This window comes from Haloglycomyces albus DSM 45210 (assembly GCF_000527155.1).
Classification (GTDB): Bacteria; Actinomycetota; Actinomycetes; order Mycobacteriales; family Micromonosporaceae; genus Haloglycomyces; species Haloglycomyces albus.
Genome location: NZ_AZUQ01000001.1, coordinates 2,198,588 through 2,212,668 on the forward strand (window position 1 = coordinate 2,198,588; position 14,081 = coordinate 2,212,668).

At 60.3% G+C, this 14,081-nt stretch carries 13 protein-coding genes and 1 pseudogene; 9 read left to right on the top strand and 5 right to left on the bottom strand.

The genetic code is table 11. From position 1 onward, the window contains the following. The first annotated feature begins 37 nt into the window (after positions 1-37). The 9 genes and pseudogenes from icmA to HALAL_RS0110355 all read left to right on the top strand — a co-directional run bounded on the left by icmA (position 38) and on the right by HALAL_RS0110355 (position 9,725). The gene (icmA, locus tag HALAL_RS0110315; protein ID WP_025273936.1) at positions 38-1,768 is read left to right on the top strand and encodes a coenzyme B12-dependent isobutyryl-CoA mutase large subunit; all 1,731 of its coding nucleotides are present in this window, start codon (positions 38-40) and stop codon (positions 1,766-1,768) included. A 205-nt stretch (positions 1,769-1,973) separates the two neighbouring features. Beyond that, on the top strand, positions 1,974-2,765 hold the full coding sequence (locus HALAL_RS0110320; RefSeq protein ID WP_025273937.1) for an SDR family NAD(P)-dependent oxidoreductase: 792 nt from the start codon (positions 1,974-1,976) through the stop codon (positions 2,763-2,765). After that, positions 2,755-4,833 (top strand): acyltransferase family protein, encoded by a 2,079-nt coding sequence (locus tag HALAL_RS0110325; protein ID WP_169732437.1) that lies wholly within the window; start codon positions 2,755-2,757, stop codon positions 4,831-4,833. Before HALAL_RS0110320 ends, HALAL_RS0110325 begins: the two co-directional genes overlap by 11 nt. A gap of 168 nt (positions 4,834-5,001) precedes the next feature. After that, a complete protein-coding gene (locus HALAL_RS0110330; protein ID WP_029767727.1) occupies positions 5,002-5,394 on the top strand; it encodes a thiol-disulfide oxidoreductase DCC family protein in 393 nt (130 codons plus the stop codon). Between the two features lie 229 nt (positions 5,395-5,623). Then, positions 5,624-5,953, top strand: a complete 330-nt coding sequence (locus HALAL_RS0110335; protein WP_156937699.1) for a hypothetical protein — start codon at positions 5,624-5,626, stop codon at positions 5,951-5,953. Then, positions 5,950-6,909: a hypothetical protein gene (locus HALAL_RS0110340; protein WP_025273941.1), complete on the top strand. Its 960-nt coding sequence runs from the start codon at positions 5,950-5,952 to the stop codon at positions 6,907-6,909. Before HALAL_RS0110335 ends, HALAL_RS0110340 begins: the two co-directional genes overlap by 4 nt. Before the next feature lie 99 nt (positions 6,910-7,008). After that, positions 7,009-7,437, top strand: a pseudogene (gene rnhA / locus HALAL_RS0110345) (ribonuclease HI); the annotation flags it as partial. Between the two features lie 150 nt (positions 7,438-7,587). Then, complete coding sequence (locus tag HALAL_RS0110350; RefSeq protein ID WP_025273943.1) at positions 7,588-8,496, top strand: co-chaperone YbbN; 909 nt, start codon at positions 7,588-7,590, stop codon at positions 8,494-8,496. A gap of 320 nt (positions 8,497-8,816) precedes the next feature. Further along, a complete protein-coding gene (locus tag HALAL_RS0110355; protein WP_245598082.1) occupies positions 8,817-9,725 on the top strand; it encodes an arginase family protein in 909 nt (302 codons plus the stop codon). 6 nt (positions 9,726-9,731) lie between these two features. On the opposite strand, the gene HALAL_RS0110360 is transcribed toward HALAL_RS0110355, so the two are convergent. The 5 genes from HALAL_RS0110360 to HALAL_RS0110380 all read right to left on the bottom strand — a co-directional run bounded on the left by HALAL_RS0110360 (position 9,732) and on the right by HALAL_RS0110380 (position 13,818). Beyond that, complete coding sequence (locus tag HALAL_RS0110360) at positions 9,732-11,309, bottom strand: polyamine aminopropyltransferase (RefSeq protein WP_025273944.1); 1,578 nt, start codon at positions 11,307-11,309, stop codon at positions 9,732-9,734. A gap of 124 nt (positions 11,310-11,433) precedes the next feature. Beyond that, on the bottom strand, positions 11,434-11,859 hold the full coding sequence (locus tag HALAL_RS0110365) for a DUF350 domain-containing protein (protein ID WP_025273945.1): 426 nt from the start codon (positions 11,857-11,859) through the stop codon (positions 11,434-11,436). Between the two features lie 259 nt (positions 11,860-12,118). Next, positions 12,119-12,601 (bottom strand): DUF4247 domain-containing protein, encoded by a 483-nt coding sequence (locus HALAL_RS17655; protein ID WP_025273946.1) that lies wholly within the window; start codon positions 12,599-12,601, stop codon positions 12,119-12,121. Between the two features lie 105 nt (positions 12,602-12,706). Beyond that, positions 12,707-13,204 carry a DUF2617 family protein gene (locus HALAL_RS0110375; protein WP_025273947.1) on the bottom strand — a complete coding sequence of 166 codons (498 nt, stop codon included), beginning with the start codon at positions 13,202-13,204 and terminating at the stop codon, positions 12,707-12,709. Next, positions 13,201-13,818 (bottom strand): DUF4178 domain-containing protein, encoded by a 618-nt coding sequence (locus HALAL_RS0110380; RefSeq protein ID WP_025273948.1) that lies wholly within the window; start codon positions 13,816-13,818, stop codon positions 13,201-13,203. The genes HALAL_RS0110375 and HALAL_RS0110380 overlap by 4 nt, the downstream gene beginning before the upstream one ends. Positions 13,819-14,081: the final 263 nt, after the last annotated feature.

Below are 14,081 nucleotides of genomic sequence, written 5' to 3' on the forward strand. Positions count from 1 at the left end.
GATCGTTAAAGTACGATGGTGCTAGGAGGACGATCACATGCACTCTGATGACATCGCCGCAGGCCGGAAACGCTGGCAAGACCGCTATGAGGCTGCGCGTAAACGGGACGCCGACTTCACGACCATATCGGGGATGGAAGTCGACCCGCTGTATCACCCGCCCGAGGGCCAGGACGACGAACGATTCGAACGGATCGGATGGCCCGGCGAGTACCCGTACACCCGAGGGCTCTATCCCACCGGGTATCGAGGACGCGAGTGGACGATACGCCAGTTTTCCGGTTTCGGAAACGCCAAACAGACCAATGAACGTTATAAGATGCTGCTCGCCGCCGGTGGTGGCGGTCTGTCGGTCGCCTTTGACATGCCGACCCTGATGGGCCGAGACTCCGATGAGGCGGCCTCCGCGGGCGAGGTGGGCCACTGTGGTGTCGCGATCGATTCCGTATCCGATATGGAGATTCTCTTCGACGGAATCAATTTGCAGGACACCACCACTTCAATGACCATCTCGGGGCCCGCGATCCCGGTATTCTGCTTTTATCTGGCGGCCGCCGAACGGCAAGGTGCCGATATCACGCAACTCGACGGGACCCTGCAGACCGATATTCACAAAGAATACATCGCGCAGAAGGAATGGCTCTTCCCGCCGAAACCGCACCTGCGTCTTATCGGCGACTTGATGGAGTACACCAGTAGTACGATTCCGCGCTACAAGCCACTATCGGTTTCCGGTTACCACATCCGCGAAGCGGGAGCCACCGCCGCGCAGGAGTTGGCCTTCACGCTGGCCGATGGATTCTCGTACGTCGAACTTGGGCTGTCGCGGGGACTCGATCCCAATAAGTTCGCCCCGGGGCTGTCGTTCTTCTTCGACTCTCATATCGACTTCTTCGAAGAGATCGCCAAGTTCCGCGCCGCCCGCCGTATCTGGGCGCGTTGGTTGCGCGATACCTACGGCGCCGACAGCGAACGTGCCCAATGGTTGCGTTTCCATACGCAGACGGCCGGGGTATCCCTGACGGCGCAGCAGCCCTACAACAATGTGGTGCGAACGGCGGTCGAGGCACTGGCAGCCGTGATGGGGGGAACCAACTCGCTCCACACCAACGCCTTGGACGAGACGCTCGCACTGCCCACCGAGGAATCGGCCGAAATCGCCTTGCGTACCCAGGCCGTGCTGCGCGACGAAACCGGTATTACCAATGTGGCCGATCCATTGGGTGGATCGTGGTACGTCGAGGCGTTGACCGACAAGATCGAAGCTCAGGCGGAGGAAATCTTCCGTCAGATCCTGGCCCTGGGCGGGGAGGTCGGCGACGCCGACGCGGCCGAGGTCACCAAGGAGGCGTTCGACCGTCACGAGGTCGGCCCCATCACCACCGGAATCCTCCGTGGCATTGATGACGGCTGGTTCACCAGTGGAATCGCCGATTCGGCCTTCCGCTACCAGCAAGATCTCGAACAAGGTCGCAAACACGTGGTCGGGGTCACCGGGCATACCGACACGGTGTCCAAGGAACTCGACATTCTGCGCATCTCTCACGAAGTGGAGCGTGACCAGAACGAGCTCTTGAAGGACCGACGCGCGAAGCGTGACCAAGCTGCGGTGGACGCGAGCCTGGAGGACGTCCGCACCGCGTCTCGTGGAAGCGCCAATATGATCGAACCGATCCTGAACGCCGCCCGTCGGGAGGCGACTCTCGGTGAAATCTGCGGAGCGCTCAAGGACGAATGGGGTATCTACCGCGAACCCGCCGGTTATTAAGCCAAACGATCGACACGATGACGTGCGCCGTCCTGGACTACCGGGGCGGCGCATTTCGTTTACCCGCTTCCCGGTTCGGCCTCATCGGTCGGCACGATACACAATATCGTTCGCCAATCCAGTCGCTCTCGGGTACAACAGGGGAGGGACAGGTCATCCACGAAAGTAGGCGTTCAGTGGAAAACCGAAGGGACGACCACTAGCCATGTGGGCTTTGGTGACCGGTGCTACATCTGGGATCGGTCTGGAATTCGCGCGTGCGCTGGCACAGCGTGGCTTTCACCTTGCGCTTCTCGCTCGCACCTCCGTCGCGCTACGCGCCGTCGCGGAAGAGTTGGAAACCCAACACCGTATCCGAACTCACGTCATAGTTCAGGATCTCGCCGCCGAGGACGCCGCTCTGCACGTGGCAAAAGATCTGCACAACAGCGGAATAGACGTCGAACTTCTGGTCAGCAACGCCGGAATCGGAACGGTCGGCCCGGTGAGCGACGCATCGATTCTGGACCGCCAGCCCGAGTTGAACGTCAACATTCGCGCTACAGTAGGGCTCACCCAGGCCTTTCTCCCCGACATGCTGGAACGCGGTCACGGCTCCCTTCTCTTCGTCGGATCGCTGGCCGGAACCCGGCCCGTGCCGTATATGGCCTCATACAGTGCGAGTAACGCCTACGTGGAAAAGTACGGTCTGGCGCTGTGGGCCGAACTACGCCACACCGACATCCGTGTGCTCACCGTCGCCCCCGGCCCGGTCGCCACCGACTTCGCCACGCACAATGGAGTTTCCTGGAACCCGGCCTGGTTCGCCACTCTCACCATGAGTCCGGAAACCGTGGTCAAGCGGAGCCTGCGCGCCCTGGAAAAGAACCGAGGCTACTTCGTCCCCGACCGTAGATACCGCATTCTGGCCAAGGTAGCATCGCTTTTGCCTGGGAAACTCCTAGCGCGGACGATCGAGCCACTCATGCGGAAAGTTGCCTCTAAACGTGACCATTAAGCGACCTCCACTTAATTGGCCCCGGACGAAAAACCAAGTGGACGACAGTGGGGGCGAAACGGGGAACCGAACGACGTCCCGTCCCTCGACCACCAAGCGGATCGTCGAACTCGACGGTCTCCGAGGGCTCGCCATCATTATCATCGCCACTTATCACGTCTGGTTCAACGAAGTATCCGGCGGAGTGGACATCTTCCTCCTCCTGACGGGATTCTTCATCACCACCGGCCTCGTCCGCCGTCTACAGGACCGTGGCAACCTCGGCTACACGTCCTTCCTCGCCCGCATCATGCGCAAAATCCTCCCCACCGCGCTCGTCGTCGCAGCCGCCTGCCTCATCATGACGGCGATCTGGGTCCCCAAAGCCAAATGGAGTGAAACCCTCGGCGATATCGTCGGGGTGGCCCTGAACGTGGGCAACTGGCGTTTTGCCGAGCAATCGGTCGACTACCTGTCGTCCAATAACGGCGCCAGCATTGTGCAGCACTATTGGTCGCTCAGCATGCAATTCCAGTTCTATCTGGTGTGGCCGTTGCTATTGGGGCTGATCTATCTATTCGCTCGTCGTATCGACCGCTCGTTTACGGTCCTCACTGCCATCGGTATGTCATTGCTTCTGGTGGCCTCACTGGCGTATGCGCAATACGCGGTGGACGTTAATCAGGCATACGCCTACTTCGACACCCGCGCGCGCCTCTGGCAGTTCGCCCTAGGCGCGCTCTTGGCCCTGACGGTCCATAAGATACGACCGTTTCCAGGGGCCTGGTTCTTGTCCTGGATCGGCGTTTTTGGGCTTATCGCGACCGGAATGGTCACCGACAGCCGTGGATTCCCCGGGGTGACGGCCCTGCTTCCCATGACGGCGGCGGCACTGATCGTGGTCTCCGCCGCGGTACAGCCGGGTCGAGGTGCCGGAGTCATCCTGTCGTCCCGGCCGATGCTGTGGCTGGGGGACCTCGCCTTCACGCTCTACCTCTGGCATTGGCCGGTACTCGTCTGTTATCTGACGATCACCGATCGGTCCGTGGCCACCCCGACGGGCGGAATCGTGATTATCGCACTGTCGCTCGCCCTGGCCGTGGCCACCCGGTGGCTCATGCAGGTGCGCCTTCCCGCGACCGGATGGGGCCAGACGACCAATCGCAGTGCCTATGGTCTGGCAGCCGGTTGTCTAGCCGTCGTCCTTGCCGGGAGTGGAGTCTTCGCCGCGGGAATTCAGTGGCAGCGGCAGGACAACGATAAGCCGTTGGACCCCGATACGTTTCCCGGTGCCGCGGCGTTGAGTGAGGACATCGCGGTACCTCCCGCCGACTTCTCCCCCAGCACCTTGGTCGCTCCCGAGGATCGCCTTCCCGAACTGTCGGGTGAATGCAATCAGTCGATGGTGGGCAGTGAGGTCGTGGAGTGTGAGTTCGGAGCCGCTGCTGAGGATGCCGAACGTGAAGTGGTCATGTACGGGGCTTCGAAGATCTGGCACTGGTTTCCGGCGATGCGCCGGGTCGCCCAGGATCGGGACTGGCATCTGACGACCTATATCAAGAACGCTTGTCTGATCACCCCCACGCAACCCAACGACACCGACGACCGCTATGTTTCCTGCAACGCGTGGAATGAGAAGGTGACCGAGCGGATCGTCGACCGACAGCCGGACATGGTGTTCGTCATGGGCTCACGGATCGGGTACGACCCGGTGGAGACCTTCCCGGACTATGCGGAGCGCTGGAAGGAATTCACCTCGGTGGGGATCGAAGTAGCGGCGATTCGGGATACTCCGAGCCCTCGGTTTGACATTCCCACCTGTGTTGACGTTCATGGAGCCGGTGATGCGGAATGCGAGGTAGAACGATCATCGTATTATCCGGACGCGAGCGCCTTCGCACGCTGGGAGGTTCCCGAAGGGGTGCATAAAATCGACCTTATTGATTTTATTTGCGGTGCGACCATATGTTCACCGGTGGTGGGCAACGTCCTGGTGTATCGTGATGATGCTCACTTGACGGCCAGTTACGCACGCACCTTGGCGGAACCGCTGGAAGATCGATTGGTGGAAGTGCTGGAACGGGAATGACCGATATGGTGGTATGGCGGATCGTGTCACGGTCGACCGTGGGCGGCATTGCTTGGTGACGCCGAGCGGTGGAGGGACTATGATGGGGATGTCAGTTCGTTGTCGGGCCAAGACCGGAACGGTAACGCTCGGAACCACTGGACGTGGTGTGTGGAACGGTGAGGAGCAATGCATATGAAGCCGGTGTTCATCTTCGACGGCGATTGCGCGTTCTGCACCAACAGCGCGGAGTTCTTGAAACGGCGTGTGCGCACAGATGCTGAGGTTATTCCTTGGCAGGAGGCTGATCTCGACAGCCTGGGTCTCACGTTCGAGGACGTGGAGACGGCCGTGCAGTGGATCGATGATACCCAACGGGCGGCCGGTCCGGATGCGATTTCTGTCCTTCTGCGTCACGCCCAGTGGTACTGGAAACCGTTCGGTTGGGCGTTGCGTCCGGCTCTGGTGTCCAAAATGGCGTGGCCACTGTACAACCTCGTGGCTCGCAACCGGCACCGTATGCCTGGAGGAACCGCGGCCTGCGCGATATCCTTGCCGCCCTCAAGTAAAGAATCGGTTTGAGTACCGTCATCGTTGACGTTTGATAACTCGCGCATTACATGGACCTGGATGAGTTCGCGGAATCGGGTTTTGCCATACTCGGAACGTGCTTGCGAAATCCCAGACTGAACCTCCATTGACAACCCCAGGTCGAACGATTCGGATTCTCGTGACGACCGTCGTGACAGCTCTCATCGTAGCGACGACGTTTTGGGGCTCTGATGACTTTTTCCCATTTGCACCGTTCAAAATGTACACGCATCCGGCCGATCTTGACGGTGCGGTCAATTCCACTCGCCTGGAGGCGGTCAACGCCGACGGAGTGCGGTTCAAATTCACCACGTCGAACTCAGGACTGCGGCGTGCCGAGATTGAAGGGCAGATGTCGCGGTTTCGCGATGATCCCGAAGAGCTGAAGTACGTTGCTCAGTCCTATGAGAATACGAACCCGGACAAGGCTGAAGTCGTGACCGTGGAAATCATTGTGCGCTATTACGATTTGGAAGACGGAGAGCGTAGTGGCGAGGTGACCGAAAAGGTCGTCGCCAGCTGGACCAAAGAAGGTGAGGGCAGCGCATGAACACGATGCCGTTGACGCAGGGTTCGGCCCGACCATCGTGGATGTTTCAGCCGGTCGCCATGGGGCGGATCGCGGTATTGCGTTTTCTGGCCGCGGCGTTTACGCTCACCGACTGGTGGTGGTACATGCCGTGGATGATCGGTCACCGCCACGTCCCCGGGGAACTGTACGAGCCGTTGTTCATCGGTCGCCTCCTACCGTTGCCGGTGCCGAACTACGCTATTGTGGTGGGGACCCTGGTCGTGGTCATAGCTTCCTCGATCCCGCTACTCTTCAACGTGATGCCCCGCCTGTTCGGATGGATCCTGGCGTTTGCCTATCTGGAGTGGATGATCATCGCCATGTCGTACGGCAAGGTGGATCACGGAAAGTTCGCTCTTCTCGTACTGCTCTTCGTTCTCCCGACTTTGGGGAAAGCCGAATGGGGCGACCGCGAGACGCTTTCCGAGCGTGCGGGCTGGGCGGTCAATCTCACCATGATCGCAGTGGTGTGCACGTATTTCCTGGCCGCCATGGCCAAGTTGCGCTACGGCGGATTTGAGTGGTTGAATTCTGCGACCATGACCTGGGCGGTCATCCGTCGGGGGACCGACTTTTCGAATTGGACACTGGACTACCCGTGGATTCTGCACGCCTCGCAATGGGGCATCGTCGGGTTTGAACTGCTGAGTCCCATCGTACTCATCGCCGTATGGCGTAACTGGACGAAGACGAAATACGGGATCGTCGCATTCTTCTACCTCTTCCATCTGGTCGTTTACCTGTCGGTGGGAATCAGTTTCATGCCGCATCTGGTGGCCATGGCGTGCTTCCTGCCGCTGGAACGGCTGGACGTGCCCGGATGGACCCGTGCGCTGAAACAGAGGCTGACGGGATCGGCCGGCTCGGATGGTTCTTCGAGTCCCCGGCAACGTTCCGCGAGCGAGGACGAGGTCCCGAGCGAACCGACACGATAGTCGACCGGTGGTGCCGTGGCGATGTCGTTGTTACGGGTCGCAGCGGGACGGCACCGTCCGGTTAAGCTCTAGGACGTGACTTTTGACGACGACGATTCAGTGGTGATATACACCGACGGCGCGTGTTCCGGAAACCCCGGCCCCGGTGGCTGGGGCGTGTTTCTCAGCTATCGGGGTCAGGAAAAGGACCTGTACGGTGGCGAACGTGAGACGACGAACAACCGAATGGAACTGACCGCCGCCATCGAAGGGCTGCGGGCTCTCAAACGCCCCATGCGCGTCCACCTGTACACGGACTCGAGTTATGTGCGCAATGGGATCACCTCCTGGATGGCGGGGTGGAAACGCAATGGGTGGAAGACCGCGAAGAAGGCTCCGGTGAAAAACGCCGATCTCTGGCAAGAGCTGGACGAGGCGGTCCAGGACCATACAATTGAGTGGCATTGGGTGAAGGGACATTCGGGCGACCCGGGCAACGAACGCGCGGACGGCTTGGCGGTGAAGGGCCGCGACGAGGCCGCGTCGTTAGGGAATTCACCGGTGGGATATCGGACGAACCGCCGGAGACGGGCGAACGTGAATCCAGTCCGAGTACAAACGACCGTTGATACCGGGTAGTCGTGACACAACCGTCGCGCCCAGGTGGCAGCAAGTGACATGGAATGGAAAAATTGAAGCATGAGTGACCAAGTACCTTCCCGCTTTGCCAGTGGCGCTGTCGATCTCAGCGCACTACAGCAACAGGCACAGCAACAGCAGGCCCCAACGGGCCCGAGTCAACCTGCAGCGGCACCCTCTGAAGCGATGGGACCGAGTTCAGGTGTCGTCGCGGTGGACGTGACCGATGCGACGGTGCAGAGTGAAGTCCTGGAACGTTCCGCCAATACTCTGGTGATTCTGGTGTTCTGGGCCGACCAGTCTCCCGAAAGTGTGACCGCACGGGATCAGCTGGAACAAATGGCGCACAATTCCGGAGGAGCCTGGTCTCTGGCCAAGGCGGATGTCCAGTCGAACCAGCAACTCGCGGCCGCACTACAGCTCCAGTCGCTGCCGGCCCTGGTGGCCTTTGCCGGAGGTCGCCCCGTGGATCTGGTGCAAGGGCCGCAGACGCAGCAGGGTTTGCAGGACTGGATCAACAAGGTCGCTTCGGCGGCGGGAATGGCCTCACCCACCGAGGTGGATCCGGAATTGGCGTCGGCGGACGACGCCTTGATGAACGGTGATTTGGATACGGCGGAAGCGGCCTACACCAAGTACTTGAAGAATCATCCCGGATCCAACGACGCCGAGGTCGGTCTGGCACAGGTGAAATTGATGCGCCGTGCGTCCTCCGCTCCCGAGGATGTCGTTACCAAGGCCGATGCCAATCCCGCCGACGTTGACGGTGCTCTGGCCGCCGCCGACGTCGAAATGCTGTCGGGGCAACCGGAGGCGGCCTTTGAACGCCTGTTGGCCGTGGTGGCACGGACGGCCGGAGACGACAAGGAACACGTTCGTCAGCGTCTGGTTGAGCTGTTTTCGATTGCGGGAGCTGACGATCCGGCCGTCAATAGCGCGCGGCGTAAGCTCTCCGCCCTGTTGTTCTAATACTGTATTCAAATTTAGGATGCGGCTGGGTCACCGTTAACACCTTGTACTCTGCGTCGTCATCTCCGCTCCGCGTATGCTGAGGTAGCAGCTACAGGTTCGGCTCGGCGGTAGGGCAGTGTGACGGTCCCGGCCCGCCGGTTGGATCGACCCGTTCGTAAACGAGGTGCACGACCCCACTCCGACGTGCGCTCAAGGACAATCCCCCGGGGGTCGGTTACGGCATTGCCGTGGTCTCGTGTGTCGCTCGTTTGCGTCCGGTGGGGCGTGATTGGTCAGCCACGCCGGAACGAGAACAACGCACAGAAGGTAGAATGCCAGTGGACCGATCCAGGAAAATTGCCATACTCGATGCCCCATCGAACTTGGGCCTTCGGCCACCGGCACCGCACACCGTTCCCGGTTGCGCCAAAGCTCCCGGTGCATTGCGCGACCAGCGCCTGATCCATCGATTGAAAGCTCGCGATACCGGCTGTTTGACTCCGCCACGTTACGATCCGACCCATTGGCAGCCCGGAGACGGGGTGGATCAGGCCGCCGAGATAGGGCGTTACACCCGTCGCTTGGCCGATCGGATTGAAGACATGTGGCGGGAACGAACGTTTCCACTGGTATTGGGTGGTGATTGTTCGATCGTCCTCGGGCCCTTGTTGGCGTCTCGCCGACGGTCCGACCGCGACCGCTCACGCCGCGGACTGGTCTTCATTGACGGAAATTCGGATTTTCGACACCCGGGTAACAGCGAATTCGTGGGAGCCGCCGCCGCTGAGGAGTTGGCATTGGCGACCGGTCGGGGACAACCCGACCTCACTGATATCGAAGGCCTGCGCCCGTACGTGGAACAGGATTCGGTGGCCCTATTGGGGATTCGTACCGACGATCCGCATCGGGTGGAGCTCGAGGCGTCGGGAATCGCGGCACGAACCTCACCGCGTCTCAGAGCCGAGGGGCCGCAGCGTTCGGCTCAGTGGGCCTGCGACAGGCTGGGGAACGTCGCGACCTTTTGGCTGCATGTAGACGTCGACGTCCTGGACCCGTCGGTGATGCCGGCGGTCGACGGTCCCGTCAACGGAGGAATATCGATCGGCGAACTGGGGCATTTGGTCAGCGCGATCGTGTCGGATCAGCGCTGCGTCGGGATGGATATTACGGTGTTCGATCCCGATGGCGATCCCACCGGTGAATACGGGAGGGCCTTGGTGGACATGCTGGTGTCCGCCCTCACCTGACTGAGGCTAATAGTGCTTCCACTCGGTCCGTGAGTACTCCACGATAACCGGGTCGATCAAGGTATTGGGCGGTAGATCGCGCCGTTGTCGATCGACGGGGAAACTCTGTGCCGCCGCGAGGCTCTCTGAGTTCATGGAGCGAAGCGGACCGATGCTGTCGTCCAGACTCAAAGTCGGCTTACCTTCGCTACTCACCGAGTGGAATCCCCAGTCGCCGAAGGTGGGCACGCTGACCCAGTAGGAGACCGGGTCGAACCCGGCTTCTTCCAAGGTCGAGGCGACCGTCCAATACGAATCGGGAGCGAAGTATGGGGATGAGGATTGAATCGTCATCCGTCCTTCGTCCCCCAAAGCTTGGCGTGCCAGGGAATAGAACTCGACCGAATAGAGCTTGGCGAGTTCGGTGGAGTCCGGGTCCGGCATGTCGACGATGATGGTGTCCCAGGTGTCGTTCTGCTCCCGGAGCCAGGTGAAGGCGTCGTCGTTGACGACGTCGACTCGATCGTCGTGCATCGCCCCCTGGTTGAGATCGACGAGCCGTTCGTAGCTCATCGCCAATTCGGTGACCGCTGGATCCAGGTCGACCAATGTGATCGTGTCAACGTCGGGGTACCGTACGACCTCCCGTACCGCGAGTCCGTCGCCTCCTCCCAAGATCAACACGTCGTCACGTGGCCCGTCCATGATGGGATGGACAAGGGCTTCGTGGTAGCGATACTCGTCGACCGAGGAGAACTGTAGGTCGCCGTTGAGGAACATACGGAAGTCGTCGGTTTGAAACGGCGAGATCGATTCGGTCAGGACGATGTCCTGGTACTGGGTGGTATCGCTGTAGATGATGGGGTGGGAGTAGAACTCCTGCCGCGCCGAGGCCTCGATTTGCTTGGTGAACACGAAGACCGACACCAGCGACACCGCAACCAGCGCCGCCAGGCTCCCGGTCAGAATACGGCCGAGGCGAGTCAAGTCGGGACGGAAGACGGCGAACACCAACACCAGACCGGCGATGGCGTTGACCGCACCGACCAGAACGGCCCCTCGGATTTGTCCCATGAAGGGTAGGAGTAGAAACGGGAAGGCCAAGCCCCCGATCAGTCCACCCAGATAGTCCGCGGCATTGAGATCGGCCACCGCCGTTCCCGCCGATTGTTTCTTGATCCGCTGGAGAAGTTCCATCAGCAGAGGAATTTCCGCGCCGACCAGGCCTCCGATCAGAAAGGCGATGGTCACCAGCGGCGCGGTGTAGAGATGCAGCCAGGCGAAGGAGGCGTACAGGGCGACCACGCTGAGACCGCCGATTCCTGCCAGGGCCAACTCGATGAGTGCGAACGACAGCGCGGGACGTTTCTGGAGTGGTTTGGCGGCCAAGGCCCCCAACCCCATGGCGAAGACCATCACACTGAGCACAATCGATGCTTGCGCTGCGGTATTACCGATGAGATAGGCTCCGAGCGTGATGAGAGCCAGCTCGTATACCAGACCACAGGCGGCACAGACGAAAACCGTCGCCAAGAGAATCGCTCGTGACAAACGGGTGCGTTGAATCGGGTTGGGGACGGTTGCTTCTGCGGACGCAGTGGTCATGGTGCTCTCTTCTGAGAAATCGGGTGGGACGGGAAGATGTGTGTCGTGGACCGACAAGGTGGACCGTTACCGGAGGTAGACGGTGCGACCGGAGAAATCTTCCCGTCGCCGGGGACACTGTCTGTTACGACAATGCCATGGCGATGACGCCTCCGATCGCGATGTGCATGGTCGAGGTGACCCATACGGCAGGGTGCAGTTCCTCCGAGGTAACGATCTTGCCGAGTTTTCCGGGAGTAAGAGCGTCCAAGAGGAGGAACGCCACGGCCATGGCGGCGAGACCGATGGCTCCATACGTGAAAGTGCCGGCGAGCCCCTGTACCAGGTTTCCACTGCTGGCCCAGATTGCTCCCACGGTAATGATTCCGATTCCCAGGATATTGGACGACAGCAGTAGTGCGGCGTTCTTATTGCGTTCGGTCCAGATCAAGGTGCCGATGCGACCGGGGGTCAGCAGATCGACCAGGAAGTAGCCGATGATCATCAGGGCAATGCCGACCAGGCTGTACGAGGCGGCACCGATGATGTTGTCGAGGTAGTTGTCGTACATAGTGGGCTTGAATACCTTTCAATATGCCTCGAACCGTCGGTTCGAGTTCTGCTTTGTTCGTCACGGGTGCCTGAGGGCACACATCGCTGAATGATGTCAGACTGGGCGGCCGTTCCGGAAACGGGCGTCGGTTAAACTGCGTTTTTTCCTCTGGCTCAACGCATGTCCGTTTACGGCCACACCCGTATCGGGGCCGGGGTGTGGCCGTACGGCCGCCTAGACCACATGGCGTACACGGTAGGCCGGCGGGCGAGACCGCCTACTTGCCGCTTCCCCAGCCGCCACCGCGATAAGAGGAGCTCGGCGGAGTAGAGGACCAGCCGAAGAAGGCGAAGTGACTGCCGTAGTAAGACGATCCGCGCCGGTAGTTGAACAGCAGGATCTTCGACCCGGAACCGTTGCTTTCAATCGACACGATGTGCTTGGGGTACTGCAGGAAGTACATATTGTCCCGGTAGCGGTCACTGCGTTGATCGGTGTTCTCTCGCAAGTCGTTACGCACATCCCTGGGGCTCTTGGATGAGGTGAAGACACGGGCGTTCCCGTTGTCGTCGTCCATCGAGGCCGCGCGGGAATAATTGTCCTCAATATGGGAGGTGGGGTCTTCCCTGCGTGAATTGCAGGAGACGAAGACCAGGGAGAGGCACAGCGCGCCGATGACACCGATAACGATCCACATCGTGATCGAAATCTGACGTGCTTGCGTCTTCGCATCCTGGGTTTGGTCGTAGTCGTCGCTCATATTACTGAGCCTTCCTCTGTTTTCCGGGGGTCGTATAGGCGGATGGATGTCGTCCCAATCGTCGCGGGAACGACGATGATTGGGATCGGTCCAAGGTTTGTCAGGTCAGTGTAGTTGACGTACGCAACTTCTCGTGGTAACCACCTCACCGTATTGTGGATACGTATGGACTGTAGTCCATTCCATCTGGGTATCGCCAACTTCCAGCGCGGTGATCGCGTCGGGCGAGTCGCCGAAGACACCGATGAGCGTGCCGTCTCGGTGAGCTCTCGCCTGAAGTCCGCGAATCCGTGTGCGTAGGTCGGGCAGCGACAACGTCTCGACGACACAGGTGTACTCATGCCGCCATTGACCCGCGTTCTGTCCGAATTCGGAGGGAAGGTCGGGGTCGAGATCGGTTCGGTAGGCGAGGGTTTCAGCAAGTGTGCCCTCGGGTGTGGCCACCACCGCCTGATGACTCGCTCCCAACAACCGAAGGGAAAGTGCCAATGGGCCGCGTTGGGCCTCAATGGAATCCAACACGGGCAATGCGGGAGCGTCGGGGCGAAAGGTCAGGTTGGCGGCGGACACGTCGATAAAGGGAACGTCCAGTGCGGTAATCACGTGTCGGGATTCTGGTGGAAGATCGTGATTTGATTGCGGTCGAGTGTCAGACCGAGCCCCGCCTCCCAAGACCCGTCCTCGCCGAAGGCTTCGAAACTGATGAGTTTCCCTTCCGGCCCACGATAATCGTGATAGCGCACCGTTCCGTTCTCGGCGAGCCCCGTCGTCGCTTCGCTGGTGTACTTGGCTTTCCCGGATTCGTCGAGGCGGAACTTCTCACCCTCGTGTTCCACCGAGGAAGCACCCGGTTCCATGTCGGCGATCGGGATCTGGTCCCAGAGCACGATTTCCAAATCGGGGTCGGCCTCGACCGACAACCAACGTTTGACCCCCGTACCGGTGTCCAAGAAGTGTTCCGCCCAGGTGTAGTCGCCTTCCCGCAGACGCAGAGATCCGCGGACCGCGACGGTCTTGCCGTACACCTCGATCATGTCGCCGGCGGCGATCGTGCGGGGGTTTCCGCGTAGGATGTCGGAATCGCCGTCCGCGAAAGGGTCCTGAGGGGCGTTGTACTTGTCGTGCTCGGCCCGCTGCTTTTCCTTGACGCCCTTCCAGACCCAGTAAGCGACACCGGCCGCGGCCACGATAATGAGAATGATCAAAAGTGTAGTCATCACAGTCCTTTGGTCGGAACCGTTGAATTGGTGAGTGGATTGTACCTTTCAGAGGTGACCGCTTATTTTCACCTGAATCGTATCCGGAACGGTGACTCACGGTGGAACGCCGAAATGCGTCGCCGCCAATGGATGTCCCGGATGCCGTCGTTGAAATTCGTTTAAAACGGACTGGCCTCGAATTCATGATATCCGCCCGCTCCCAATCGGGACAAAGCCGATGGACCCGGTTGCGGTCGTCAGCGGTGTAGAGGTAGTGATGG

What these genes read in the sequence shown, in the direction of transcription:
- icmA (WP_025273936.1), top strand. Translation starts at nt 38, where the DNA reads ATGCACTCTGATGACATCGCCGCAGGCCGGAAACGCTGGCAAGACCGC.
- HALAL_RS0110320 (WP_025273937.1), top strand. Translation starts at nt 1,974, where the DNA reads ATGTGGGCTTTGGTGACCGGTGCTACATCTGGGATCGGTCTGGAATTC.
- HALAL_RS0110330 (WP_029767727.1), top strand. Translation starts at nt 5,002, where the DNA reads ATGCATATGAAGCCGGTGTTCATCTTCGACGGCGATTGCGCGTTCTGC.
- HALAL_RS0110335 (WP_156937699.1), top strand. Translation starts at nt 5,624, where the DNA reads ATGTACACGCATCCGGCCGATCTTGACGGTGCGGTCAATTCCACTCGC.
- HALAL_RS0110340 (WP_025273941.1), top strand. Translation starts at nt 5,950, where the DNA reads ATGAACACGATGCCGTTGACGCAGGGTTCGGCCCGACCATCGTGGATG.
- HALAL_RS0110350 (WP_025273943.1), top strand. Translation starts at nt 7,588, where the DNA reads ATGAGTGACCAAGTACCTTCCCGCTTTGCCAGTGGCGCTGTCGATCTC.
- HALAL_RS0110360 (WP_025273944.1), bottom strand. Translation starts at nt 11,309, where the DNA reads ATGACCACTGCGTCCGCAGAAGCAACCGTCCCCAACCCGATTCAACGC.
- HALAL_RS0110365 (WP_025273945.1), bottom strand. Translation starts at nt 11,859, where the DNA reads ATGTACGACAACTACCTCGACAACATCATCGGTGCCGCCTCGTACAGC.
- HALAL_RS17655 (WP_025273946.1), bottom strand. Translation starts at nt 12,601, where the DNA reads ATGAGCGACGACTACGACCAAACCCAGGATGCGAAGACGCAAGCACGT.
- HALAL_RS0110380 (WP_025273948.1), bottom strand. Translation starts at nt 13,818, where the DNA reads ATGACTACACTTTTGATCATTCTCATTATCGTGGCCGCGGCCGGTGTC.